Source organism: Ruminococcus flavefaciens ATCC 19208 (assembly GCF_000518765.1).
GTDB classification, from domain to species: domain Bacteria; phylum Bacillota; class Clostridia; order Oscillospirales; family Ruminococcaceae; genus Ruminococcus; species Ruminococcus flavefaciens.
Genome location: NZ_KI912489.1, coordinates 450,106 through 473,782 on the forward strand (window position 1 = coordinate 450,106; position 23,677 = coordinate 473,782).

Annotated in this window: 20 protein-coding genes; 18 read left to right on the plus strand and 2 right to left on the minus strand. The window is 46.3% G+C overall.

The window, feature by feature from the left end:
• Positions 1-23: 23 nt before the first annotated feature.
• The 16 genes from ruvB to L870_RS0108915 all read left to right on the plus strand — a co-directional run bounded on the left by ruvB (position 24) and on the right by L870_RS0108915 (position 17,988).
• Entirely contained in the window at positions 24-1,064 is a 1,041-nt protein-coding gene (gene ruvB, locus L870_RS0108840; RefSeq protein WP_037271878.1) for a Holliday junction branch migration DNA helicase RuvB, read from the plus strand.
• Between the two features lie 36 nt (positions 1,065-1,100).
• On the plus strand, positions 1,101-1,631 hold the full coding sequence (locus L870_RS0108845) for a hypothetical protein (RefSeq protein ID WP_028517848.1): 531 nt from the start codon (positions 1,101-1,103) through the stop codon (positions 1,629-1,631).
• A 76-nt stretch (positions 1,632-1,707) separates the two neighbouring features.
• Entirely contained in the window at positions 1,708-3,066 is a 1,359-nt protein-coding gene (glmM, locus tag L870_RS0108850; RefSeq protein WP_028517849.1) for a phosphoglucosamine mutase, read from the plus strand.
• A gap of 30 nt (positions 3,067-3,096) precedes the next feature.
• Positions 3,097-3,960, plus strand: coding sequence for a class I SAM-dependent methyltransferase (locus L870_RS0108855; protein ID WP_028517850.1), 864 nt, complete (start codon positions 3,097-3,099; stop codon positions 3,958-3,960).
• Positions 3,961-4,215: 255 nt separating this feature from the next.
• Positions 4,216-4,413: a DUF6440 family protein gene (locus L870_RS0108860; RefSeq protein ID WP_028517851.1), complete on the plus strand. Its 198-nt coding sequence runs from the start codon at positions 4,216-4,218 to the stop codon at positions 4,411-4,413.
• A gap of 9 nt (positions 4,414-4,422) precedes the next feature.
• The gene (locus L870_RS0108865; RefSeq protein WP_028517852.1) at positions 4,423-5,286 is read left to right on the plus strand and encodes a hypothetical protein; all 864 of its coding nucleotides are present in this window, start codon (positions 4,423-4,425) and stop codon (positions 5,284-5,286) included.
• A gap of 8 nt (positions 5,287-5,294) precedes the next feature.
• Positions 5,295-6,146, plus strand: coding sequence for an energy-coupling factor transporter ATPase (locus tag L870_RS0108870; RefSeq protein WP_028517853.1), 852 nt, complete (start codon positions 5,295-5,297; stop codon positions 6,144-6,146).
• A gap of 39 nt (positions 6,147-6,185) precedes the next feature.
• Positions 6,186-7,055 carry an energy-coupling factor transporter ATPase gene (locus L870_RS0108875; RefSeq protein ID WP_028517854.1) on the plus strand — a complete coding sequence of 290 codons (870 nt, stop codon included), beginning with the start codon at positions 6,186-6,188 and terminating at the stop codon, positions 7,053-7,055.
• Positions 7,049-7,852, plus strand: coding sequence for an energy-coupling factor transporter transmembrane component T family protein (locus L870_RS0108880; protein WP_028517855.1), 804 nt, complete (start codon positions 7,049-7,051; stop codon positions 7,850-7,852). The genes L870_RS0108875 and L870_RS0108880 overlap by 7 nt, the downstream gene beginning before the upstream one ends.
• Positions 7,853-7,875: 23 nt before the next feature.
• Positions 7,876-10,752 (plus strand): YfhO family protein, encoded by a 2,877-nt coding sequence (locus L870_RS0108885; protein WP_028517856.1) that lies wholly within the window; start codon positions 7,876-7,878, stop codon positions 10,750-10,752.
• Positions 10,745-11,506, plus strand: coding sequence for a tRNA pseudouridine(38-40) synthase TruA (gene truA, locus L870_RS0108890; protein ID WP_028517857.1), 762 nt, complete (start codon positions 10,745-10,747; stop codon positions 11,504-11,506). Before L870_RS0108885 ends, truA begins: the two co-directional genes overlap by 8 nt.
• A 34-nt stretch (positions 11,507-11,540) precedes the next feature.
• Positions 11,541-12,704, plus strand: a complete 1,164-nt coding sequence (locus tag L870_RS0108895; protein WP_242836501.1) for a DUF5711 family protein — start codon at positions 11,541-11,543, stop codon at positions 12,702-12,704.
• Positions 12,705-12,770: 66 nt separating this feature from the next.
• Complete coding sequence (locus L870_RS0108900; protein WP_028517859.1) at positions 12,771-13,667, plus strand: hypothetical protein; 897 nt, start codon at positions 12,771-12,773, stop codon at positions 13,665-13,667.
• Positions 13,668-13,739: 72 nt separating this feature from the next.
• Complete coding sequence (locus tag L870_RS0108905; RefSeq protein WP_207637717.1) at positions 13,740-16,100, plus strand: ATP-dependent Clp protease ATP-binding subunit; 2,361 nt, start codon at positions 13,740-13,742, stop codon at positions 16,098-16,100.
• Positions 16,090-16,797, plus strand: a complete 708-nt coding sequence (locus L870_RS0108910) for a cohesin domain-containing protein (RefSeq protein WP_028517861.1) — start codon at positions 16,090-16,092, stop codon at positions 16,795-16,797. Before L870_RS0108905 ends, L870_RS0108910 begins: the two co-directional genes overlap by 11 nt.
• A gap of 63 nt (positions 16,798-16,860) precedes the next feature.
• Entirely contained in the window at positions 16,861-17,988 is a 1,128-nt protein-coding gene (locus tag L870_RS0108915; RefSeq protein WP_028517862.1) for a DUF4317 domain-containing protein, read from the plus strand.
• Between the two features lie 823 nt (positions 17,989-18,811).
• On the opposite strand, the gene L870_RS0108925 is transcribed toward L870_RS0108915, so the two are convergent.
• A complete protein-coding gene (locus tag L870_RS0108925; protein ID WP_028517863.1) occupies positions 18,812-19,225 on the minus strand; it encodes a bis(5'-nucleosyl)-tetraphosphatase in 414 nt (137 codons plus the stop codon).
• Between the two features lie 271 nt (positions 19,226-19,496).
• On the opposite strand from L870_RS0108925, the gene L870_RS0108930 reads away from it, so the two are divergent.
• Together L870_RS0108930 and spoIVA are read left to right on the plus strand one after the other, a co-directional pair.
• A complete protein-coding gene (locus tag L870_RS0108930; protein ID WP_028517864.1) occupies positions 19,497-21,038 on the plus strand; it encodes a DUF3794 and LysM peptidoglycan-binding domain-containing protein in 1,542 nt (513 codons plus the stop codon).
• Positions 21,039-21,139: 101 nt separating this feature from the next.
• A complete protein-coding gene (gene spoIVA / locus L870_RS0108935; RefSeq protein WP_028517865.1) occupies positions 21,140-22,615 on the plus strand; it encodes a stage IV sporulation protein A in 1,476 nt (491 codons plus the stop codon).
• Positions 22,616-22,758: 143 nt separating this feature from the next.
• Here spoIVA and L870_RS0108940 read toward each other — a convergent pair whose 3' ends face one another.
• Complete coding sequence (locus L870_RS0108940; protein ID WP_028517866.1) at positions 22,759-23,523, minus strand: alpha/beta fold hydrolase; 765 nt, start codon at positions 23,521-23,523, stop codon at positions 22,759-22,761.
• Positions 23,524-23,677: the final 154 nt, after the last annotated feature.

The following is a 23,677-nucleotide window of genomic DNA, read 5'->3' on the forward strand; positions in this document are numbered from 1 at the left end:
TTTTTTTGATACAGACAGAGGATATGGAGTTCGCTCCGAGGATAATAACTCCCGAAAATACTACGGAGGACAGTGATGTTGAAATAAGTCTGCGACCGCAGACTCTTCACGAGTATATAGGACAGGACAAGGTGAAGGAAAATCTCGCCATATATATCGAAGCTGCAAAGCGCAGGAGCGAACCTCTCGATCATGTGCTGCTGTACGGACCTCCCGGACTGGGAAAGACCACTCTTTCTTCCATAATCGCCCATGAGCTTGGCGTAAATCTCCGTGTGACCACAGGTCCTGCAATTGAAAAGCCCGGCGACCTTGTTTCACTTCTCACAAGTCTTTCCGACAACGATGTGCTTTTTATTGACGAGATACACCGCCTTTCACGTGCGGTGGAGGAGATACTCTACCCTGCACTTGAAGACAGGGTAATTGATATAATCATCGGAAAAGGCCCGTCTGCACGTTCTATACGCATGGACCTGAAACCATTCACCCTTATCGGTGCAACAACGAGAGCAGGACAGCTTTCAGCTCCTCTCCGTGACCGATTCGGCGTAATACAGAGACTTGAGCTTTATACAAAGGAGCAGCTTACGGATATCGTAAGAAGAAGCTCCATGATACTTGGAATACCATGTACAAGCGACGGGGCTGCCGAAATAGCCGGCAGAGCAAGAGGTACACCGCGTATAGCCAACCGTCTGCTGAAAAGAGTCCGCGACTTTGCCGATGTAATGGGCAACGGACAGATAACTCAGGAGATAGCTTCCATAGCTCTCAGCAGACTTGATATCGACGCTCTCGGACTTGACGGACTTGACAGGCGTATGCTTGAAATGATAATCAAAGGATACGGCGGCGGACCTGTCGGACTTGAGACGCTTGCTTCGGCTATAAACGAGGAAAGCGTAACTCTCGAAGATATCTGCGAGCCGTTTCTCATGCAGCTTGGTTTTCTCGGAAGGACTCCCCGCGGAAGAGTTGCCACAAGGCTTGCCTACGAGCATCTCGGCATAGTACCTCCCGAACAGGCATCATCAGCGGAAGAAGGGCAGATGACCTTTTAACATTTTTCCCGATTTACGGGACAGGGGGAATGAAAAATGTTGATAAAAGGATCAAGCGAATATAATTATAAATACAATTCAGAAATTACCGAACAGCCTCCCTTTGGTCAGATGATAAACGGACAGGGGGAAGGGGCTGTTTCAAAGCTGCGGTACGGCGTATGCTTCATGAGCTTCAACGGATGTGAGGTCATCGCGGTACATAACGCACTTGTATACCTGAAAAAACCTCAGAAGATAAGAGACGTAGCCTTTTATATGGAGCGTTTCCGCGTACTGATGGGCTTTTTTGGCTGTAATGCCTACAGTCTCGGAAAAGCACTCAATTATTTCGATGCACAGTTCGAGAGGGTAAAATCTCCCGATGACGCAAAGGCTTTTATTGTCACATTCTGGACAAAGACCCCGTTTTTATCTTCAATACATACCGTATTCTGTACAAGAGAGAACAGCGGCGGCATACGTGTGTATAACAGGTACAACAGCTGTACCTATGCGCCTGTATGCGATAAGCTCGAAGATATAATCGGCAATCGCAGACCCATCGCGGTCTATAAGATAGTATAAAAATCGGATACTATCGATATAAGACGATTTTCAACTCTCAATTCTCAACTCTTAACTTTCAAAGGGAGACTATTCAATGGCTAAATTATTCGGAACTGACGGTCCGAGAGGTATTGCGGTGACCGACCTCACCTGCGAACTGGCTATGCAGACAGGAAGAGCTGCTGCGCTGGTGCTTGCGAAAAAGGACGGGTCAAAAACTAAAATACTCATTGGCAAGGATACGAGAGTTTCCTCCGATGCGCTGGAAGCTGCGGTATGTGCAGGCATATGCTCTGTCGGAGCAGATGCAGAGCTGCTTGGAATAGTCCCCACTCCTGCGCTTGCATACCTCATAGGAGTGCATGAGGCTGACGGCGGCATAATGATATCGGGCAGCCACAACAGTGCCGAATATAACGGATTGAAGCTGTTTTCAGCTAAGGGACACAAGCTCATGGAGGAAGCCGAGGACGAGATAGAGCGTCTGGTCTTTGCTCCTGTGGGTGATATAAAGCTAAGTGAGCCTGAGAATGTAGGGCGTATAGTACACGGCGAAAATGCTGTGAGAGAATACATAGACCACGTAAAAAGTATAGTTGATACAGACCTTAGCGGACTTAAAGTCGCACTTGACTGTGCTAACGGCTGCGCGGCATATACAGCGGAAAGGCTGTTCTCCGAGCTTGGGGCTGAGGTGCTTGTCATAGCGGATAAGCCCAACGGCACCAATATAAACAAGGACTGCGGCAGTACCCATGTACATCATCTTATGGAGTATGTAGTTGAGAACAAATGCGATTGCGGACTTGCCTTTGACGGCGACGCAGACCGATGTATAGCCGTGGATGAGAATGGCTGCATGATAGACGGCGACAGGCTTTTAGCTATATTTGCCGAGAAAATGAAAAGCATGGGAATGCTTGAAAATGATACAGTCGTAGTGACTGCAATGAGCAGTCTCGGACTGAGAAAATATGCGGCTGCACATGATATAAAGCTTGTAAGCTCAGGTGCAGGCAAGAGGTACGTACTTGAGCGTATGCTTGAAGGCAGCTATAAGCTTGGCGGCGAGCCAAACGGTCATATCATCTTCCTTGACGAAGCAGGTACAGGCGACGGTCAGCTCACAGGAGCGCGGCTGCTTGAGATACTGAAAAAATGCGGCGAGAAGCTGAGCGGACTTGCAGGAGATATGCCTGCATACCCTCAGGTTAAGCTGAATGTAAAGATACATCCTCATTATAAGGAGCTCTGGAAAAATGAAAAGAGCATAACCGAGCTTATTGAGAGGTACGATGACGAGCTGTCAGATGAAGGCAGGATAATGGTGCGCGAAAGCGGAAAAGAACCTATCGTGCGTATACTCATCGAGGGCAGCGACTTCGGACGCATAAATGATATGGCTGTGGATATTGCACAGCATATCAAGGAAAGCTGCGCATACAAGATCTGAGCGCAGACAATTCTATAAGGAGCATTGACTTTGAGAACTGCAAATAACTGGAAAGATTATAAAATAATAGATACATCGGGCGGAGAAAAGCTTGAAACATGGGGCAATGTGAGCCTTGTACGCCCCGATCCGCAGATAATATGGAATACCGAGCGCACCGATCCTCTCTGGAAAAGTGCTGACGGTCACTATCACCGCTCAAATCAGGGCGGCGGCAAATGGGAATTCCGCAAGAGACTGCCTGAAAGCTGGAATATCAGCTACGGCGAGCTCACCTTTAATATACGTCCCACAGGCTTCAAGCATACGGGACTTTTCCCCGAGCAGGCTGTAAACTGGGATTTTATGGCTGATAAGATACGCAGTGCAGGCAGAGAGATAAATGTCCTCAACCTGTTCGCTTATACGGGCGGAGCTACCCTTGCCTGTGCAGCAGCAGGAGCTTCCGTATGCCATGTCGATGCATCAAAGGGTATGGTGCAGTGGGCAAGAGACAACGCGGCAGCTTCGGGACTTACCGAAAAGCCTATCCGCTGGATAGTGGACGACTGCGAGAAGTTCATAGCCCGAGAGATACGCCGCGGACGCAAGTACGATGCGGTAGTTATGGATCCTCCAAGCTATGGCAGAGGTCCTGGCGGCGAGGTCTGGAAGCTTGAAAACTGCGTATACGACCTTGTGAAGCTGTGTTCGGGAGTCCTTTCCGATGATCCGTTGTTCTTCCTGATAAACAGCTATACTACGGGACTCTCTCCCTCGGTAATGGGATATATACTCGGGACAGTCCTCACAGATAAATTCGGCGGCAGCGTAAGCTTTGACGAGATAGGACTTCCCGTAAAGTCCACAGGAATGACGCTCCCGTGCGGCTCCACCGCCATCTGGCAGAAATAGCCCTTAGCCTTTAGCTTGTAGGGGCGAACAGTGTTCGCCCGTTAAAGAACGATAAACTAAAAATAGCATACTGTAGGGGCTGGCGTCCTCGACAGTCCGAAGCGGTAGCTTGTAGGGGCGATATTATCCGCCCGTGAAATGAAAACTGTAGGGACGACCATTGGTCGTCCGCAAATTACGCTGTATGCGACATGAACATTTTATAGGTGCGGCGTTTCACCGCCGCGCGCATAAAATGATATAGGAGAAATAATTATGGGAAAAGACGAAAGATTTGTCAAGATATACTCACAGGGCAAGCTGTCATTATCCGAGATATTTGTGGATAAGGTAACAGGAGTTAATTATTTATTTCGCAAGGACGGCTATGGAGCAGGTCTCTGCGTACTTGTGGACAAAGACGGCAAGCCTGTGGTATCCTCACCTGCGGAAATAGAAGCTTTAAAGAAATAAGGATATAATATGAAAAAAACATTGATTGCACTTATTGCGGCAGTAATGGCGTTTACTGCGGTATCATGCGGAAAAGATGAAAAAGCAGCTGTTGAGGAGACAACCTCCGAAACTAACGCTGAAACTACCGCCGAAACCACTACATATTCATACGAACAAGCTCTCGATGATCTGTTGTCTGAGACTACAACAACTGCCGAGGAGCTTGAACAGGCACTGAATGAAACCAAAGAATTAGCCCTTGAGCGCATTGATATTACTGCACAGGATATTCCCGAATACAAAATACCTGATGACTGGCATGAAGTATCGGACGGCAGAATGAAAATGCTCGTTCCGCCCGGTGTTACAGATCAGAGTCCTGAAAACAGCTCGCTTATACTCAGTAAGTTCGTTGATAAGGAAAATGGTATTTCTGTCATAACGATGAATGGCAACGACTGGGAAGAGAAAAGCAAAGAAGATATTGAATTTTTCCCTGAGGTAAGTGAAGAAAATATCGCCGCAGCCTTTAATACGCTCGGCATAGATTACGACGGAACACGCACTTCATTCTATAAGGCGGTGCTCTCGTTCACAAGTGCCGACCGAACTGAGGAAAATGCTGAAGCTTTTGAAATTGCTGCTCTTGCAAAGGGATTCTGCTTCCTTGTATTCCCCGAGGTTTTTTACAGAAGCTCAGACGGTCATGACATATATGCTCATGCATACCCGTTGGAAGGTATTGATGATGAGAAATACCTTGAAAGTAACAACGCAAGGTTCTGGGTAGGAGCTTTTGCGGACAGCAACACTGAGTATACTTTAATGGTCAAGGGCAGTTCAAGGGAAGAAGCTCTTATGATATGTTCGACCATTGAATTCATTGGATAGTGATAAATATGGAAAATATAATCGAAATAAAAGGTCTTCACTTCGCCTATGAGTCCGATGACGAGGAAAAAAAGCCTGTCGAAGTCCTCAAAGGCATAGACCTTGACATAAAGCAGGGGGAGTTCGTAGCAGTGCTTGGACACAACGGCTGCGGAAAATCCACCCTTGCAAAACATCTGAACGCCATACTGCTCCCCACCGAGGGTACAGTAACGGTGAACGGCATAAACACAAAGGACGAGGAAAAGATATTTGACCTGCGCCAGTGTGCGGGAATGGTATTCCAGAACCCCGATAATCAGATAGTTTCGTCTGTAGTTGAGGAGGACGTAGCATTCGCCCTTGAAAACTTAGGCGTACCCTATGAGGAGATGCGCAGACGAGTTGACGAGAGCCTTAAAGCCGTGGGAATGTATGAGTACAGACTCCATTCACCCAGCCAGCTTTCGGGCGGTCAGAAGCAGCGAGTGGCTATTGCAGGCGTTATCGCCATGCAGCCCAAGTGCATAATCCTTGACGAGCCTACAGCTATGCTTGATCCGCAGGGACGAAAGGAAGTCCTTGCAACTATACACCGCATGAACCGCGAGCAGGGAATAACCATAGTTCTCATCACTCATTACATGAATGAGGCTGCGGACTGCGACCGTGTTGTGGTCATGGACAAGGGTATGGTAGTCCTTGACGATGTGCCCGAAAAGGTATTTTCGCAGGTGGATAAGCTTAAAGCCATAGGGCTTGATGTACCGCAGGTCACAGAGCTTGCGTGGGAATTACGAAAGGCAGGCTGCGATATATCTCCCGAGATAATCTCGGAGGAAGAATGTGTTGCGGCAATTGAAAAGCTTTTTGCAGAATGAGCAGCTCGGCTGCTTACAGGAAAGAAAAGGAGAATAGAATTGGCTATCCTTGAAACACAGGAGCTTACATACACCTACAGCGTCGGTACTCCATTTGAAAAGACCGCTGTAGACCATGTGAGCCTAAAAATAGAGGAGGGCGAAATGGTGGGCGTAATGGGTCACACAGGCTCGGGAAAATCCACGCTCATACAGCATTTCAACGGACTTCTCAGACCTACATCGGGAAAGGTGCTTCTCGACGGAAAGGATATATGGGAGGAAAAGGAAAAGATACGCGATGTGCGCTTCAAAGTCGGACTTGTATTCCAGTACCCCGAATACCAGATATTCGAGGAGACTGTATATAAGGACATCGCCTTCGGTCCCAAGAATATGGGACTTGACGATGCCGAGATAAAGCGTCGTGTGTACGAGACCGCCCATGATATCGGTCTGTCTGAGGAGCTTCTTGAACGTTCGCCCTTTGAGCTTTCGGGCGGTCAGAAGCGCCGTGTGGCAATTGCAGGCGTTATGGCTATGGAGCCGAGAGTGCTCATACTCGACGAGCCCACCGCAGGACTTGACCCTGCGGGCAGAGACAAGATTCTCAGTCATATCAAAAGCTACCATGAGCGTACAAAGAATACCATACTCATAGTTTCTCACAGCATGGAGGATATAGCTGCCTTTGCCGACAAGATACTTGTAATGAGCAAGGCTAAGCTCTTCTGCTACGACGAGACAGTGAAGGTATTCGCAAGAGCTGATGAGATAGCGCAGATAGGACTTGATGTTCCCCAGATAACGAAAGTTTTCGGAGAACTCAGACGCAGGGGACTTGACTTCGGCAAAGAGGTCTACACTGTGGGATATGCCCGCGACCTGCTTCTGAAGCAACTGAAAGAACGGGGGGCAAGCCGATGCTGAGAGATATAACTATCGGACAATACTTCCCCGGGGACAGTATCATACACAGGCTTGACCCGAGATTCAAGATCGTAATAACACTTCTCTATATCATAATGCTGTTTTCCGGCAGCAGCTATATCTGTCTTGCTGTGGGAGCAGTGTTCACATTCGGAGCGATACTTCTTTCGCACATACCCTTGAAGATGTTCTTCAAGAGCGTGAAACCGCTCATTATATTCCTTGTCATAACGGCTTTTCTGAATCTGTTCCTGATGAGCACGGGAGATGTGCTATGGGAATGGAAATTCCTGAAAATAACCGATAAGGGACTGGAAACCAGCATATTCATGGTAGTAAGGATAGTTCTTCTCGTTATGGGAAGCTCTCTCCTGACATACACAACATCACCAATAACCCTGACAGACGCAATAGAGCGGCTTTTATCGCCGCTGAAAAAAATAAAGTTCCCTGTACACGAGCTTGCTATGATGATGTCTATAGCTCTCAGATTTATTCCAACATTGATAGAAGAAACAGATAAGATAATGTCGGCTCAGAAAGCAAGAGGCGCAGAGATAGATACAGGAAGCTTTACAAAGAGAGCTAAAAACCTCATATCCATACTTGTTCCGCTGTTCATATCCGCATTCAGACGTGCGGACGAACTGGCAACAGCTATGGAGTGCCGCTGTTACCACGGCGGTGAGGGAAGAACAAGATTGAGACAGCTCAAGTCCGCTCCGAGGGATTATATTGCCCTTGCAGTAACGATATTTTTCCTTGCACTTGTAATAGTGCTTGACAGAATATTCTGAGCGGAACACGAGAAAGGATAAAGATGGACAAAGAAGAAAGACGAGCCGCAAGGCGCAGAAGGCTTGAGCGGTTCAGAAAAGGCAAATTTTACAGGATACTGTACGAAAAGGGAGTCCTGTACTTCCTGCTTTCGTTCCTTATCCCGTTTTCCATAATGCTTTACGCATTCGGCGCATACGGAGTTCACCCCTTTGGCGACAGGCAGATACTTGTCGTTGACCTGTGGCATCAATACTATCCGTTTTTCAGGGTAGTGCGTGAAAAGCTTGTGAATGGTGATTCCTTCCTGTATTCGTGGGAAAACGGAATGGGTACAAATTTCCTGTCGCTTATTTCGTATTATGCGGCAAGTCCGCTGAACTGGCTGTCGGTATTTTTTGACGACGACCATGTACGCGATGCGCTGACATTCATATTATGTGCGAAAATAGGCTTTGCAGGAGCATTTTTCAGCTCGTTCCTGAGGTATACTTTTAAACGCAAAGATTTCTCCATATGTATGTTCTCGGTGATGTATGCCCTTTGCAGCTATACACTGGGCTACTACTGGAACGTAATGTGGTTCGATACGGTCGCGCTTTTCCCGCTTGTTATGCTGGGAATAGTTGCACTGTGCCGCAGCGGAAAATGGAAAACATACACATTCGCGCTGGCACTTTCGCTCATTGCAAACTATTATATCGGCTATTTTACATGCATTTTCTCGGTATTCATGTTTGCAGCCGCAAGCATTATCGAGTGTAAGGGCATAAAGGACTGGTTTAGAAAGCTGTTCCTGATGATACGTTCATCAGTGCTTGGCATAGGACTTGGAGGCTTCATGCTGCTGCCTGCATACTACGGCTTGCAGCTTACCTACAGCGTCAACAACAATATGCCGAAGAATATAAGCTATTATGAGGACTGGAAAAAGATATTCGCAAATCTCCTGTCCTATAATGCTCCCACAAAGGTGGACGGACTCCCGAATTTTGCCTGCGGAATGCTGGCGGTACTGCTTTTTGGAGTGTTCCTGTTCTCCTTCGGCATAAAGATACGCGAAAAGATAGCCGCACTTTCAATGCTCGCCATAATAGTTGTGAGCTGCAATATGAATCTGCTGAATTACATCTGGCACGGCTTCCATTTCACGAACCAGATACCTTATAGATTTGCGTTCATATTCTGCTTCGTGCTTGCAACAGCCGCATTCAGGGCGTATGATATCATGCTGAGCAGAGGTATAAAGATATACCAGATAGTGCTCATGGTGGCAGGACCTGCCGCAGTGCTTGTACTGAACAAGCTGTCGAAGGGTGTTGATTACAAGTTTGAGGGAGCTGTAAAGAGCTCAGCTATAATAACAGGCGCTTTCTGGCTCATATTCATAGCAGCTAAGATATTCCCGTTCAAGACAAAGGAAAAACGCAATCTGCTCATGACACTTGCCCTTTCAGCGGCAGTATTCAGCGAGTTCGTAAGCAATGCGCAAATGGGCGTAAGTACCGTAGATACCACGGGATACACTGATTATCCTACGAATAAAACGGAAGTACGCCAGCTTCTTGACTATGAGAAGAAAAATGACAAGAGTAAATTCTACCGCACGGAGATGTCGTATACATATACCCTCAATGACAGCGCACTCTACGGATACCGTGGATTGTCGCAGTTCTCATCGGCAGCGAACGTTTCCGTTACGGTACTGTGCAAGCGTCTTGGACTTTATGCTTCCGAGGCAGGAAACAGATTTTACTACAGGACATCTACTCCCATTGTGAATTCACTTCTGGGAATAAAATACATCATAAAGAAGAACGGTGAGCTGAATACTGAGGAGTGGGCATTGGAACACAAGTCATATGCAGGCAGTGCCAATCTTTATGAGAACAGATATCCGCTTTCACTGGGCTTTATGGTCAGCGAGGATATCCTCAATATGGAGGATAACGGCGGAGCAAATCCCTTTGAGTATCAGAACGATCTTATAAAACATATTACCGGTATTGACGATAAGTTTTTCGTGCCTCAGCCTGTTGCGCTTGTAGAGTATGACGGTCTTGATGTGACAAAGAACGGCTTCGGAAACTATACCTTCCGAAACAACACAGACGATCCTACAGGAAGTGCCACATACAGCTATGACTGTATCGACGGCAGCCATCTCTATGGCTACGCAAACGGCACAGGCGGTACTTGTGACTCTCTTGAGATAAAGTGTGATGATGAACTTATAGACAGCGGAAAGCTCATAGAGAGCTATCCCATAGTTTTCCCTATGGGAAACGGTCAGGAGGGAAGCACCTCAACAATAAGGATAACTTCTTCGGAAAAGCATAAATCAGGCAATTTCAAGCTTATGGTATATGCTTTGAGTGAGGATGCATTCAAGAATGCCTACAGTGCTCTTGCAGATGAGCAGCTTGAGATAAAGGAATTCAGCGATACTAAGATACGCGGAAGGATAAATGCGGCAGAGGACGGAGTAATGTTCCTGTCGATCCCCTATGAAAAGGGCTGGAGCGTATATATAGACGGTGAAAAAGCCGAGACATACAAGCTGCTTCAGGCAATGACAGGAGTAAAGGTAGGCAGTGGCAGCCATGATATCGTTATCAAGTATACGCCCGAGGGCTTTGTACTTGGTGTAACGGCAACAGTAGTCAGTCTCGGACTGATACTGCTTATAATGGTATGCGAAAGACAGCGCAGAATACGCAGACGCAGAAATGCTATGAATTCGTTCAATATGCCGAATTCGGGCAATGAAATGATACCTTCGCCTTATAACAATAAGGCTGAGATATACGATCAGGTCAGCGAAGCTCTCAGATCTGAGGATTTCGGCAGGGTCGAGGATACGGAAGTAATTCTCTACGACGGCAGCGATCCTGCAAAAAAGGAGGCGGACGATGCGTAATCTAAAAGTTACAATTGCTTACCGAGGGACAAAGTATCACGGCTTTCAGCGGCAGAGCAACGCCATAACGGTTCAGGAGGTACTTGAGAGCAAGCTTTCAAAGGTACTGAACGAGCCCGTGACGGTAACAGGCTGTTCGCGGACCGATACGGGAGTCCACGCAAATATGTTCTGCTTCAATGTAAAGACAAACAGTAAAATAAACTGTCTTGGCTTTTGCAGGGGAGTAAACGGCGAGCTCCCCGATGATATTTCCATATTGAGCTGTGAAGACGCTGCGGAGGACTTTCATGCAAGATTTGACTGCAAGGGCAAGGAATACATATATAAAATGCATTGCAGCGAATCAAAAAATCCCTTTGCGGCTGATCTCATGCTTCATTACAGAAGAAAATTTGATATTGAAGCTGCTCGTAAAGCTGCAAAGTATTTCGTAGGAACTCACGATTTTTCGTCATTTTGTGCTGACTGCACAAATGTTTCAACCACAGTAAGGACAATTTATTCCTTCAAAATAGAAAATAGTGGTGATTCTGTGATAATGCTTGTAAAAGGCAACGGTTTTTTGTATAATATGATTAGGATAATGGCAGGGACTCTGATAGATGTCAGCGAAAAGCGGATATCTCCCGATGATATCCCTGATATCCTCGCCGCAAAGGACCGCCTGAAGGCAGGAAGAACGGCTATGGCTCACGGACTGTATCTGAACCGTGTGTTCTACAGCGAAGAGGAGCTGCTGAAAGAGACATGAGAACAAAGGACAAGGAGGTATCAGCGTGCCGAAAATGTATGACGCCGATGATATCGTCGATCTGAAAAATCGAAAACGGCGGCGCAAAAGGCTGAAGCGGTTCATTCTGATACTGCTTGCAGCTGCCATCGGAACGGGGCTTTATTTTACCCGCGATAAGTGGTATAATAAGTTAAGGGGAATAGGAGAGCAGTACAGGACTATCGTTAACTCGGGCAAGCTTGCAGAAGGAAACTTCCCTATAGAAGTCAGCGGAGGGGCTGATTATCAGCTGGGACTTACTGACAGCAAGATGATACTGATAAGCGATACCTATGCGTATTTTTATGATACTGACGGTGCACTAATGAAAAAGCGTCAGCATACATATACAAATATGGTGCTCCGCGCAGCAGGCGGACGCGCACTGCTTTATGAACAAGGAGGAAATGAGCTCAGTGTAGAAGATGAAGATGAAGTTTTCTATACTAAATCATTTGCCAAAAGACTTATCCTCTTTGCGAGAATAAGTGAACAGGGCTATACGGCTGTAGTAACTACATCTGATAATTACAGCTGTGAGCTTGAAGTATATGATAAGAGGGGAAAGGGCATATACAAGAGGCAGTGTATCGAAATGGTCAGCGACATAAGCTTTGTAAACGGAAGCAAGGGCTGTATGCTGAGTTACATCTCGGCTGAAAACGGTCAGCTCGTTACAAAGGTTCAGGAAATAAGCTTTAATGAGAAAAAAGAGCACTGGACGTCCCCGGGACTCAATATGCTCGGACTTGATATCTACGGCTTTGATAAGGGCGCTTTTGTATACGGCGCAGATGCCTGTGGATACGTTGACAGCAACGGTCAGATAAGTTCATACTATTCGTATGACGGCGACCGTGTTGCAGGTGCGAGTGAAAACGGGAATTCAGCAGTTATCGCCAATAATGATGACAGAAGAAAGTACACACTGGCATTATTCAAAGGCGGAAATACTGAGGCGCTTATAATAGACCTTGATGAACCGTCAATAGACGTTACGATCTACGAGGACCTTGCTTATGTAATGTGTCAGGGCAAGATAAAAGCCTATGATTTCAACGGCGGGCTTCGTTCTATTGCAGACGTAAGCGATTCCTATACAGGTTTTGTAAGAAGCGATGATCATATTTTCCTGAAGGGATATAATAAAATAGATCGTATAGACTATGAAAGCTGATCTGTGATACACATCAATTCACGATCCGAAGGGAGGAAGCACCGTAGAAGCACACGGTGAAAAAATATGGGAGCACAATTCTGGTGGTTTTACGATGTTATCGTTGCAGCAGCGATACTCGTATGTATGTTTATTACAATAAAGAAAGGGATAATGAAGGCGTCGGTCTCATTTGTCGGATTTGCGCTTTCTATAGCGATAGCTTTTTCGCTCAGCTCATCATTGTCGGGTTCGCTTTATTCAACGGCTGTAAGAAGCAGCAATGTAAAGAAGCTGAATCAGACTCTTGAAAATAATGATTTTTTTGAAGAGCTTTCAAAATATATTGAAAATCTCGGCTATAACGTAAATATTGACCGTAATCAGCTGAAGGAAATATGTTTTTCGGGCGAAGATGTTGATGAAAAGCTGTATTCGTATGTAAATAATATCAACGGCAGAAAAGTTGATGAGGAGAGTTCGTTCGTCAATAAACTGCACGAAGGATATGCTGCTATCATAAATGGTCTTGTATCAAAGCAGCTCAGTCAGTATTCAGCAGAGTATGCAGCAGAAATGATAAGGACAAATCCATCTTCGTTCTATCCTTTCATGTCGCTTCTCAAGGATCCCGACACAAGTAAGCCGGCTGCGGAATTCATTGTAGATAATTACCTTGCAAAGCCGTATACCAGTCAGGTAAAGCTTATAGTACTGCTGGTCATGCTGATATTCTTCGTTATAATAACTATCTTTATTGAGACTGCCGCAGGCAGAAACAGCCATATGGAGCCGAGTATAATCACACATACCATAAGCGGAATAATAGGCTTGCTGAAGGGCGTTGTAGTTATAGTTATGATCGCAGTTATGATAAGGCTTTACGTGGTCATGGGAAGCGATAAGATGCTTTTCTTCAACCATGAGGCAATTGATAAGACATGGGTATTCAAGTATTTCTATAATTTTATAAAGGATATATGAAAAAGTAATATTACGGCTTCTGCCGCATTGGCATGAAGTTTGGTATAATTAACCGACAGGAGGAACTGCCTGATGATAATGTGCAGTAAATGCAAAAAAAGACCTGCTGTGGTGTTTATCACCTCTGTTCAGGGAAACGAAAAGAAAAATGAGGGACTCTGCCTTTCTTGTGCAAGATCGCAGAATATCCCGCAGATCAAGGAATATATGGATAAACTCGGCATCACTGACGAAGAGCTGGATCAGCTCTCGGATCAGATGATGGGAATGCTGGACGGCGACAGCTTTGAAATGGGCGGCTCGGGCGTTCTTCCCGACTTTATAACCAATATGTTCGGCGGAAATGATGACGGGGATAAATCGGACGACAATAACGGAAGCGGATTTGATCCGCGCAGCTTTTTCAGCAGCCGCAGCAGCTCTTCCGATGATAAGTCATCAGACAGCAAAGAGAAAAAAGGGGGACTTTTCGGACGCAACAATAAGGAGAAAAAGTCGAAGGAGCCAAAGTTCCTCGGCAGCTACTGCACTAATCTTTCACAGAAGGCAGCTGACGGCAAGCTCGATAATATTATCGGAAGAGATAACGAGATAGCTCGTGTTATCCAGATACTTTCAAGACGTACCAAGAACAACCCCTGCCTTATCGGTGAGCCCGGTGTCGGAAAGACAGCTATCGCCGAGGGTATCGCACTTCGTATAAATGACGGAGATGTTCCCTTCAATCTTGTTGATAAAAAGGTGTATCTCCTTGACCTTACCGCACTCGTTGCGGGAACTCAGTTCCGCGGACAGTTCGAGAGCCGTGTAAAGGGTCTTGTTGATGAGGTAAAGAAAGAGGGCAATATCATACTCTTCATTGACGAGGTACACAACCTTGTGGGCGCAGGTGACTCTGAGGGCTCAATGAATGCAGCAAATATCCTCAAGCCTGCTCTTTCAAGAGGAGAGGTACAGGTAATAGGTGCTACAACATTCGGTGAGTACCGTAAGTATATCGAAAAGGACTCGGCTCTTGAAAGACGTTTCCAGCCTGTTACTGTAAACGAGCCTACTATCGAGGATACAGTAAATGTCCTTATAGGTATAAAGAAATATTATGAGGAATTCCACAAGGTACACATTTCTGATTACCTTGTAAGATTATGTGCTGTACTCTCAGAGAGATATATCACAGACCGTTTCCTGCCCGATAAGGCAATAGACCTCCTTGACGAAAGCTGTGCCTATGCTTGTATCCGTTCACCCGAAATAGGTGAATACGAAAAGCTCAAAAAGGAAATAAAGGTACTTGAGGATATGGAGAGATCCATTTCCGAGCAGGAAGAAATAGACTATCAGGCACTTGCCGAGGTAAAGGGCAAGCTTATCCATATTCGTGAGACTGAGACAGAGTTCAGAGAAAAGGCTGAGAACGTAAATGTTGAAGAGTCTGATGTTACCAAGGTCATTGAACGCTGGACAGGAATACCTGCAAATAAAATAGCCGAGAATGAGTTTATGAAGATATCCAGACTGGAAAATGCTCTCAAGAGCAGAGTTATCGGTCAGGACGAGGCTGTGGGAGTTCTCACGAGAGCTATCAAGCGTACAAGAGTTCAGCTCAGCAAACGCCGCAGACCTGCTTCGTTCATATTCGTAGGTCCTACAGGTGTAGGTAAGACAGAGCTTGTAAAATCACTGGCTGAGGAGCTTTTTGACTCTCCGGATCCGCTTATCAGACTTGATATGACAGAGTATATGGAAAAGCACTCTGTTGCACGTATGATAGGTTCGCCTCCCGGTTATGTAGGCTATGAGGAAGCAGGACAGCTCACGGAAAAGGTTCGCCGCAAGCCTTATTCGGTAATACTCTTTGATGAGATCGAAAAGGCTCACCCCGACGTTATGAATATCCTTATGCAGATACTGGACGAGGGCAAGGTGGACGACGCACAGGGCAGAACTATAAACTTTGCAAATACCATAATCTGCATGACTTCAAATGCAGGTTCTACCGATAAGAGCATAGGTGTGGGCTTTAACCGTACCGAAAACGAGATATCAAGAGATAAGGCTATGAAGGGTCTGAGAGATTTCCTCCGCCCCGAGTTTATCAGCCGTATCGACGAGATCGTCGTATTCAAGGATCTCACTAAGGAAAACTTTGCAGATATAGCTGCACTTATGATAGACGAGATGAAAGAACCTCTTGCTGAAAAGAATATCACTGTTGAGTATACAAGAGAAGCTCTTGAGCTTATTGCAGAGAAGTCCTTCGGCAAGCCTTACGGCGCAAGAGATATCCGTCGTGTTATCCGCGAAGATGTCGAGGATCAGGTGGCACAGATCATACTTGAACGTGCTTCTGAGGTAAGTGTTATCAGCATCTCGGCTGAGGGTGACAAGATCATCGTCAGCGGCAGGAAGGAGCAGTCCGAAAATGAAGCATAAAATAAGCGCAGTCATTATGACTCTCGCTATGGCAGCAGTCTGTATGACAGGCTGTCTGGACTCTGATAAAAAGGGCAGTACAGACCAGAACGACCAGAACACAGCAGCTGCTACAGAAGCTGCCGAGCCTGTTACAGATGAGAACGGCGAAGAGATGTCAGAGAGCATGGAGCTTATGCGCATAAAGTTCAAGGATGTCCCTGAAATAGAAAGCGGTCCGCTTATAAAAATGAGCAATACCGAGGCAAAGCCGGGAGAGATCGCAAAAGTGACTGTATCTGTCACAGGCGCTGATAAGAAGTGGAGTATGTGCGGTATACATATCACATATCCCGATGTTTTAGAGTGCCAGTTAGATGATGAGGAAGAGCTTATCGCGGAGTATGAGCTGGGAAAGGCTACAGAGCATAATTCCGGATTTGTAGCTATGGACTGGCAGAGAAATCTTGATCCCGAGCTTACGAGAGAGCATAAGCGCTCAGTATTCTTTACTACAATGTTTCAGGATAATAACGGTAAGGACGGAGATATAGCTACGTTCTTCTTCAAGGTACCAAACGACGCACAGCCGGGTACGGTTTATGAACTTGGATATTATTACATGGATTCGGATATGTTCCGTGACCTTGACGCTAATATGTCATTTGAGAAATATGCCTTTGAACACCTCGAGGGCGGCAGTATAACTGTAAGATGATTTTTGGAGCTGCGGCGCATAAGTGCGGCAGCTCCATATATTTCATACAGAAAGGAAATAGCAATGAATAAAAAAGAAACAGCAGAGATAAAAAAGAATTTTTCCGATAAGAGCGGATTTTTCATAATGGAGCGCGTTCTCACGGCTTTTATAGATGCTGAGAAAAACGTGAGATACCACAATGTCAGCTCATGCCTTACCATGCCTGTTGAGGAGCATGATGTTTACGATGAGACTCTGAAAAAGGTGCTCAATACCAACGTTGGCAAGGCTTTTGTGGAGTATGAGTTCCCCAACGAAGCCTATGACGAGGGACAGCCTCAGAATATCCTCTATACTCTCCTTACTTCCGAGCTCAAAGACGATATCGCCTGTGAGGATTTCCTCAATCATATCGCAAATAATATCGCATATACAGGTCCATTTGCTGTAATAACCTCTTACTGTACATACACTATCCGCAAAAAGGATAAAAATGACGAATTTGCTGAGGGTGATGACGAGATATACCGTTATATTCTCACAGCTATCTGTCCAGTAAATACAAGCAAGGACGGCTTTGTATTCGACAGTGTGGGCAACGAGATCACAAAGAAGGTCAATACAGAGCTTATAATCAGCAAAGCTCCGTCTGACGGCTTCCTTTACCCTGTTTTCAGCAACAGAAGCTCCGATATAAACCACGTTATGTATTACACAAAGAATGTGAAATCGCCTAACGTATCAGTAGTTGAGAATGTACTCGGCTGTACCTTTGTGATGTCGGCTGAGAGCGAGAAAAACAGTTTCCAGAGCATACTGAAAAATGTAGTGGGTGACGACCTTGATTATACCCTCATCAAGACGGTAAATGAAAAGATACAGGAAGTTGTTGAGGACAACAAGGACGATACAGACAGAGTTGTCATCGACAATATGAAGCTCAAGGATATCCTTGTAGATGTGGGACTTCCCGAAGAGCGCGTGAACATGGTAGAGCCTGTTTACGAAAAGGTATGCGGTACTGCGCCGCTTACTGCGGCTAACCTTGTGGAGACCAAGACAGTTCTTACTTCTCCGGGGATTACCGTAAATATCAAGCCCTCTGCGGCTGATAAGGTCCGTACAAGCGTTGTGGACGGCAGAAGATGCCTCCTTATCGACATTGACGACCCGACTATCGAGATAAACGGACTGCCTGTTACTCTTTAATTCATAATTCATAATTAAGGAACGCCGAGGGTTACTCCCTACAGTGTAGGGAGATGTCAGCAAAGCAGACAGAGGGTCGCGGCTCCCGTTGGGTGACTCCCTACAGTGTAGGGAGATGTCAGCAGAGCTGACAGAGGGTCGCGGCTCCTGTTGGGTGACTCCCTACAGTGTAGGGAGATGTCAGCAGAGCTGACAGAGGGTCGCGGCTCCTGTTGGGAGGCGTTCCCTACATACATAAGTAGTTGAAATCCTGTATTCATCGTGACTTACTGAAAAATGTCTTTCTGTAATAGGAACGAAAATGGCAATTTTTCAACTAAAAGCCATTGAATATCACAAAAATTATACCTTGGGTGGATATATTAAGGGCGCACAGTTGTGCGCCTGTTTTGTTTAATTTGTTTTGGCAACTAAAAATTCCCTCTTTCTACCTTGCACTCTTGAACGATTTAAATTGTTAAAGTACATTGCATGGAATATTTAGCAAGAGGGAAAGGGAGAAAGGGAGAATGTTTATATTGTTCCCTCTTGATGTTATTTGCATTGTGAGGCTCGGACTGCCAAAGGCAGCCCCTACAGCGCAGAGCCTGCGCACCCTTGCTCCGCGTGAGAGTTTTGTTGGAACTTTAGCTTTAGCCGCGAGAGATAACAGACGAAAGGGAAATATCATCGCGTGAGTGCGTTCGTGTTATTTGCAGCGTAAGGCATACACGGGCGCGCGGAACGCGCCCCTACAATTATGAATTATGCATTATGAATTATGAATTAAATCTGCCTTTCCCTACAATAAAAAGGAGTACCTCTCGGTACTCCTTTTTTGTGTTCAGTGATTTTCCTTGATAGCGGTTTTTGCTTTTGCTACGATGGTTCTGTCGTTCTCATATGACAGGATATTTGTGGCGTAGGATATATCCACCCAGCGTATTTCCGCGATCTCTCCCTCCTGTGGGATAAAATCAACGTTTTTCGCTTTTGCAAGAAAGTATACAACGACTTTCATCGTGTCCTTCTTCGGTGAATAAGTTACTGTTTCTCTGAATGTCGGATCAATAATAACGTCAATGGAAGTCTCCTCCATGATCTCACGACGAGCAGTTTCAATCTCGGTCTCGCCCTTTTCTACGTGACCCTTAGGGAAGGACCAGTGACCGCTGTTGATATGCTTTATCAGCAGTATTTCCGTATTGCCGTGGTATTTCCTGTAGACAATTGCGCCGCATGATTTCTCGTGAAGCATAGATAATCCTTTCTTGCCTGTAAAAAACAAGCAGAATCAAGAGCAGTCCACCCTGCTTCAGAGTATCATGTGGTGAGCTGCTTTTATATAGTTCAAAATTAATTATACCATATTATGGGCAATAAAGCAATATGCGCGGCAAAAAAATTTCTTGTCGAATGTTGGATTGTACGAAAAAATGTGTAAAATACGCATATTATTTTTCTCATGCATACTTGTACCTGCGGTTGAATATACATTACACAAAGCAAACTTCAAGGAGGTTACCGTTATGGAATTAAAACTTAACAGAGAGACAGTTCCTGCTGCCGAGACGATATATGACGGCATTCAGGAGCAGTCTGTGGAGCTGGATTATATTCTCCCCGATTACTGTCCCGATATTTTCAGACTTATCCGCTGTGAAACTTCGCCTGTTATCACTGACTGGAGCATCAGCGGCGACAAGCTGACCTATGAGCTGAGATGTGATATACATATCCTTTACTGCGGCGAAAACAGCAATGAGGTTCAGTCTGTTGAGCAGCACAGGAGCTTTACAAAGACAGTTGAGCTTGGAAAAATTGCCGAGTCCGCAGAAGTAAAGCTGATACCTAAGGCGGACCATGTAAATTTCAGAGCTGTGAACAAGCGCCGCCTTGACCTGAGAGGAGCTGTTTCCACCAAAATAATCGTTACAGGTCAGCAGGAGCAGGAGGTAGTATCAGATGCATCAGGCATGAATATCCAGCTGAAAAAGACTCCCGTGAAATTTGCAGCAGGAAGGCTTACAGCAGATAAAAATGTACGTATCGAAGATGAAGTGGAGGTAGGGGCGGCTCAGCCCGATGTTTCGGTAATACTTAACTGTCGTTGCAGTGCGTCTGCCTGCGAGGTGAAGCTCATATCCGGAAAGCTTCTGGCAAAGGGCGAAGCTGATGTGGAAATTCTCTACTCGGGAGATAATACTGTGGAAGCTATGCGCTTTTCCCTCGGATACAGCCAGATAATCGACGTTAACGGACTTGACGACAGCTACGACTGCACGGTAACTCCCGAGATACTTAGCTGTGATATAACTGTTGCTTCCGACAAGGAGGGAAATAACAGGATACTGCGCTGTGAAGCTGAGATAAGGCTGGGGTGCAGAGCGGTAAGGACAGCAACTGCCATGATAGCGGAGGACGCTTTTTCAACAGTCTACCCGTGCAGCGTTGAAATGTCAGAGATAAAAGCCGAGCAGATACCTGCGGTGTATGATGAAAGCTTCAGGCACAGCGCGAAGCTTGCCGACGGAGATAACGTGCCCCAGACTATATACGCTATGTGGAGCGAGCCGAAGAACATCAATACCCGTATAGGCGATGACGGACGCTCAGTGGTCATAAGCGGTATGCTGACATATTCTATGGCGGCAAAGGACAAAACAGGTATGATAATAATGCCTGACCGCGATGAAGCATTTGAGGTGACTGTGGGACTTCCCGATAATATTAGCGGTACATCGGTGTCGGCTGAGGTGCGTGTGCGTGAGACTTCATACGATATATCGGCTGAGGGAGTCCTTACAGCAAAGTCGGATATAGGAGTAAAGCTGCTGGTGTACAGCTCCGATTCAATAAAGGCTGTTACGGATATATCCATTGATGAAACTGCCAAAAAGGAGCGTGACGGCGATTACGCTATCAAGCTATATTTCGGCATAGAAAACGAAGATATATGGGATATCGCCAAACGCTACAGCACAAGTGTTTCGGCTATCATGGAAGAAAACGAGCTTAGCGGTCAGCGCCTTGAAAACGGCGGTATGCTGCTGATACCAATAGTATCGTGAAATATTAGAGCTAAGAACTTAGAACTAAGAGCTAAGAAATTTTGGTTTGCAGATATTAGTTCTTAGGTCTTAGATTTTAGTTCTGAAAAAAGGAGAAAATTATGGCTAAAGATATATACAGCAATATTGCTCAGCGTACGGGCGGCGATATCTACATAGGTGTTGTCGGACCTGTGCGCACGGGCAAATCCACATTTATCAAGCGTTTTATGGAGTCTCTCGTAATACCCAATATAACCAGTGAATTCAAGCGTGAACGGGCTGTTGACGAGCTTCCGCAGTCCGCCGCAGGCAAAACTATAATGACTACAGAGCCTAAATTCATTCCCGAAGAGGCTGTGCAGATAGACTTAGGCAATGGTGCGGAGTTCAATGTAAGGCTCATCGACTGTGTGGGATATATAGTTCCAAGCTCTCTTGGTTATATCGAGAATGAACAGCCCCGAATGGTGATGACTTCGTGGTTCGATGAGGAGATACCCTTCAATATGGCGGCTGAGATAGGCACTCAGAAGGTAATCACCGACCATTCAACCATAGGACTGGTTATAACTACGGACGGCTCGGTGACGGATATACCCCGTGAGGAGTATGAGGAGTGCGAGGAACGTGTTATCCGCGAGCTGAAGGAGCTTGGCAAGCCTTTTGTGGTCATACTCAACACAGTTGCGCCGAATTCGCCCGAAGCGACGGCACTTGCCGCAAGTCTTACGGACCGCTATGACGCAAAGGTAATACCCGTGAACTGTCTTGAACTGGGTGAGGAGGATATCCGCAGCATTATCCGCGAGATACTTTTTTCATTCCCTATCAAGGAGATAAATATCCGCACAGCGCGGTGGATAAACTCCCTCGGCAAGGGGCACTGGCTGAAAACGGAGATACTGGACTGCATACGCAATGCTGCAAAGGATATACGTCTTGTCCGAGAGGCTGAGGACGCTGCTGCGGCTATATCGGAGTGCCCAAACGTGCTGAAAGCGGAGATAAGCAGTATTGATCTGGGAAAGGGCTCTGTGACTATCACCGCGGAGCTTGACAACAGCCTTTTCTATAAGATCCTTGGGGAGACCACGGGCATCGAGATAGAGAGCGAAAGCGATCTTATGCCGCTTCTTACGGAGCTTAACGACATTCGCAGGAAGTATAAGCGTATCGAGCCTGCACTTGCAGAGGTTGAGGCTACGGGCTACGGTATCGTTATGCCCGAGCTTGAGGAGATGTCTCTCGAAGAGCCGAAGATAATCCGTCAGGGCGGAAAATACGGCGTAAAGCTCAAAGCGTCCGCGCCGTCCATACACCTTATGAAAGCTAATATCAATACCACTGTCAGCCCTATCGTGGGAACTGAGCGGCAGTCCGAAGAGCTTGTGATGTACCTGCTTGACGGCTTTGACGATGATCCGAAGAAGATATGGGAGAGCAATATCTTCGGCAAATCGCTCCACGAGCTTGTCAACGAGGGCCTTCACAGCAAGCTGTTCAAAATGCCTGTGGACGCCAGAATGAAATTGCAGGAGACTCTGGAGCGTGTCATCAACGAGGGCTGCTCGGGACTTATCTGCTTCATACTATGAAAAAAGGAGACCTTTGGTCTCCTTTTTTAGTGATTAGTTGTTAGTGCATAGTGATTAGTAGGGAACGCCTCCCAACAGGAGCCGCGACCCTCTGTCCTTCGGACATCTCCCTGTACTACAGGGAGTCACCCTCGGCGTTCCGTTTATTTTTCTGCTGTCTGAAAAAACTGCATACAAAGCTCTGCGAATTCCGCAGTATTGCTCAGCATAGCAGGGTGGCTGCCGCGGTCAAAAATGCAAGCCTGCGCAAGGGGAGTCTGTTCGCAGATATCACGGAAAAGCTCCTCATAATGTCCGTGTGGGAACATTTCGTCCTTGGCACTGCCTGTCAGCAGCAGTTTACATTGCATCTCCGAAAGGGGACGGTGAAAGAATTCGCCTATATTCTGAGCGTGTCTGATGACTGCATCGGTGTCCGCATCGAATACTCTTTCCCAGTCGTCGCCGTGGATAGCTTTCAGCATAGCGCAGAAGCCTTCATTATGCTTTGCAAGTTCGCGTCCCGAGCGTATCTGCTCGGTTATTTCCGCGTTTGCGCGGATACCCTCGAAGCTGTCTGCGGCTACCGCATTTATAAGCTCGGGGTACTCCAGTGCGGCGTTTATTGCAGCTAAAGCACCGCCGCTGCTTCCGATGATATTGACCTTTTCAAAGCCCTTGTGGTCGCACAGAGCTTTCACTTGTTTTGCCCATTCGTACCAGAGGTCCGAGCTCCATTCCGTGATATGCTCGGAGTGTCCGCAGCCGAGGAAATCCATTGCGATGACATGGTATTTTTCCGAGAGCAGCGGTATAATTGGCGCAAACATATCACTTGATACTGTATTGCCATGCAAAAGGAGTGTGGGAGTGCCGCTGCCGTGTTCTGTGTAGTAGATCTTGTGTTTTTTGTAATCAAAATAGCTCATTGGATAGATTGCTCCTTTCGATCTTAGATATAAGCATTATATATCAGCGCAGCAGATTTGTCAAATTTATAGGGCATGACATCAGTCATGCCCTTTGGAGCAAGGGAGTACAGGCACTGAACAACAAGAAAGCCGTGCTGCCTAAGCACGGCTT

Bases quoted from the DNA above. Each gene is read 5' to 3' on its own strand.
- ruvB (WP_037271878.1), top strand. From the start codon at position 24: ATGGAGTTCGCTCCGAGGATAATAACTCCCGAAAATACTACGGAGGAC.
- L870_RS0108845 (WP_028517848.1), top strand. From the start codon at position 1,101: ATGTTGATAAAAGGATCAAGCGAATATAATTATAAATACAATTCAGAA.
- glmM (WP_028517849.1), top strand. From the start codon at position 1,708: ATGGCTAAATTATTCGGAACTGACGGTCCGAGAGGTATTGCGGTGACC.
- L870_RS0108860 (WP_028517851.1), top strand. From the start codon at position 4,216: ATGGGAAAAGACGAAAGATTTGTCAAGATATACTCACAGGGCAAGCTG.
- L870_RS0108865 (WP_028517852.1), top strand. From the start codon at position 4,423: ATGAAAAAAACATTGATTGCACTTATTGCGGCAGTAATGGCGTTTACT.
- L870_RS0108870 (WP_028517853.1), top strand. From the start codon at position 5,295: ATGGAAAATATAATCGAAATAAAAGGTCTTCACTTCGCCTATGAGTCC.
- L870_RS0108880 (WP_028517855.1), top strand. From the start codon at position 7,049: ATGCTGAGAGATATAACTATCGGACAATACTTCCCCGGGGACAGTATC.
- L870_RS0108885 (WP_028517856.1), top strand. From the start codon at position 7,876: ATGGACAAAGAAGAAAGACGAGCCGCAAGGCGCAGAAGGCTTGAGCGG.
- truA (WP_028517857.1), top strand. From the start codon at position 10,745: ATGCGTAATCTAAAAGTTACAATTGCTTACCGAGGGACAAAGTATCAC.
- L870_RS0108895 (WP_242836501.1), top strand. From the start codon at position 11,541: ATGTATGACGCCGATGATATCGTCGATCTGAAAAATCGAAAACGGCGG.
- L870_RS0108900 (WP_028517859.1), top strand. From the start codon at position 12,771: ATGGGAGCACAATTCTGGTGGTTTTACGATGTTATCGTTGCAGCAGCG.
- L870_RS0108905 (WP_207637717.1), top strand. From the start codon at position 13,740: ATGATAATGTGCAGTAAATGCAAAAAAAGACCTGCTGTGGTGTTTATC.
- L870_RS0108910 (WP_028517861.1), top strand. From the start codon at position 16,090: ATGAAGCATAAAATAAGCGCAGTCATTATGACTCTCGCTATGGCAGCA.
- L870_RS0108915 (WP_028517862.1), top strand. From the start codon at position 16,861: ATGAATAAAAAAGAAACAGCAGAGATAAAAAAGAATTTTTCCGATAAG.
- L870_RS0108925 (WP_028517863.1), bottom strand. From the start codon at position 19,225: ATGCTTCACGAGAAATCATGCGGCGCAATTGTCTACAGGAAATACCAC.
- L870_RS0108930 (WP_028517864.1), top strand. From the start codon at position 19,497: ATGGAATTAAAACTTAACAGAGAGACAGTTCCTGCTGCCGAGACGATA.
- spoIVA (WP_028517865.1), top strand. From the start codon at position 21,140: ATGGCTAAAGATATATACAGCAATATTGCTCAGCGTACGGGCGGCGAT.
- L870_RS0108940 (WP_028517866.1), bottom strand. From the start codon at position 23,523: ATGAGCTATTTTGATTACAAAAAACACAAGATCTACTACACAGAACAC.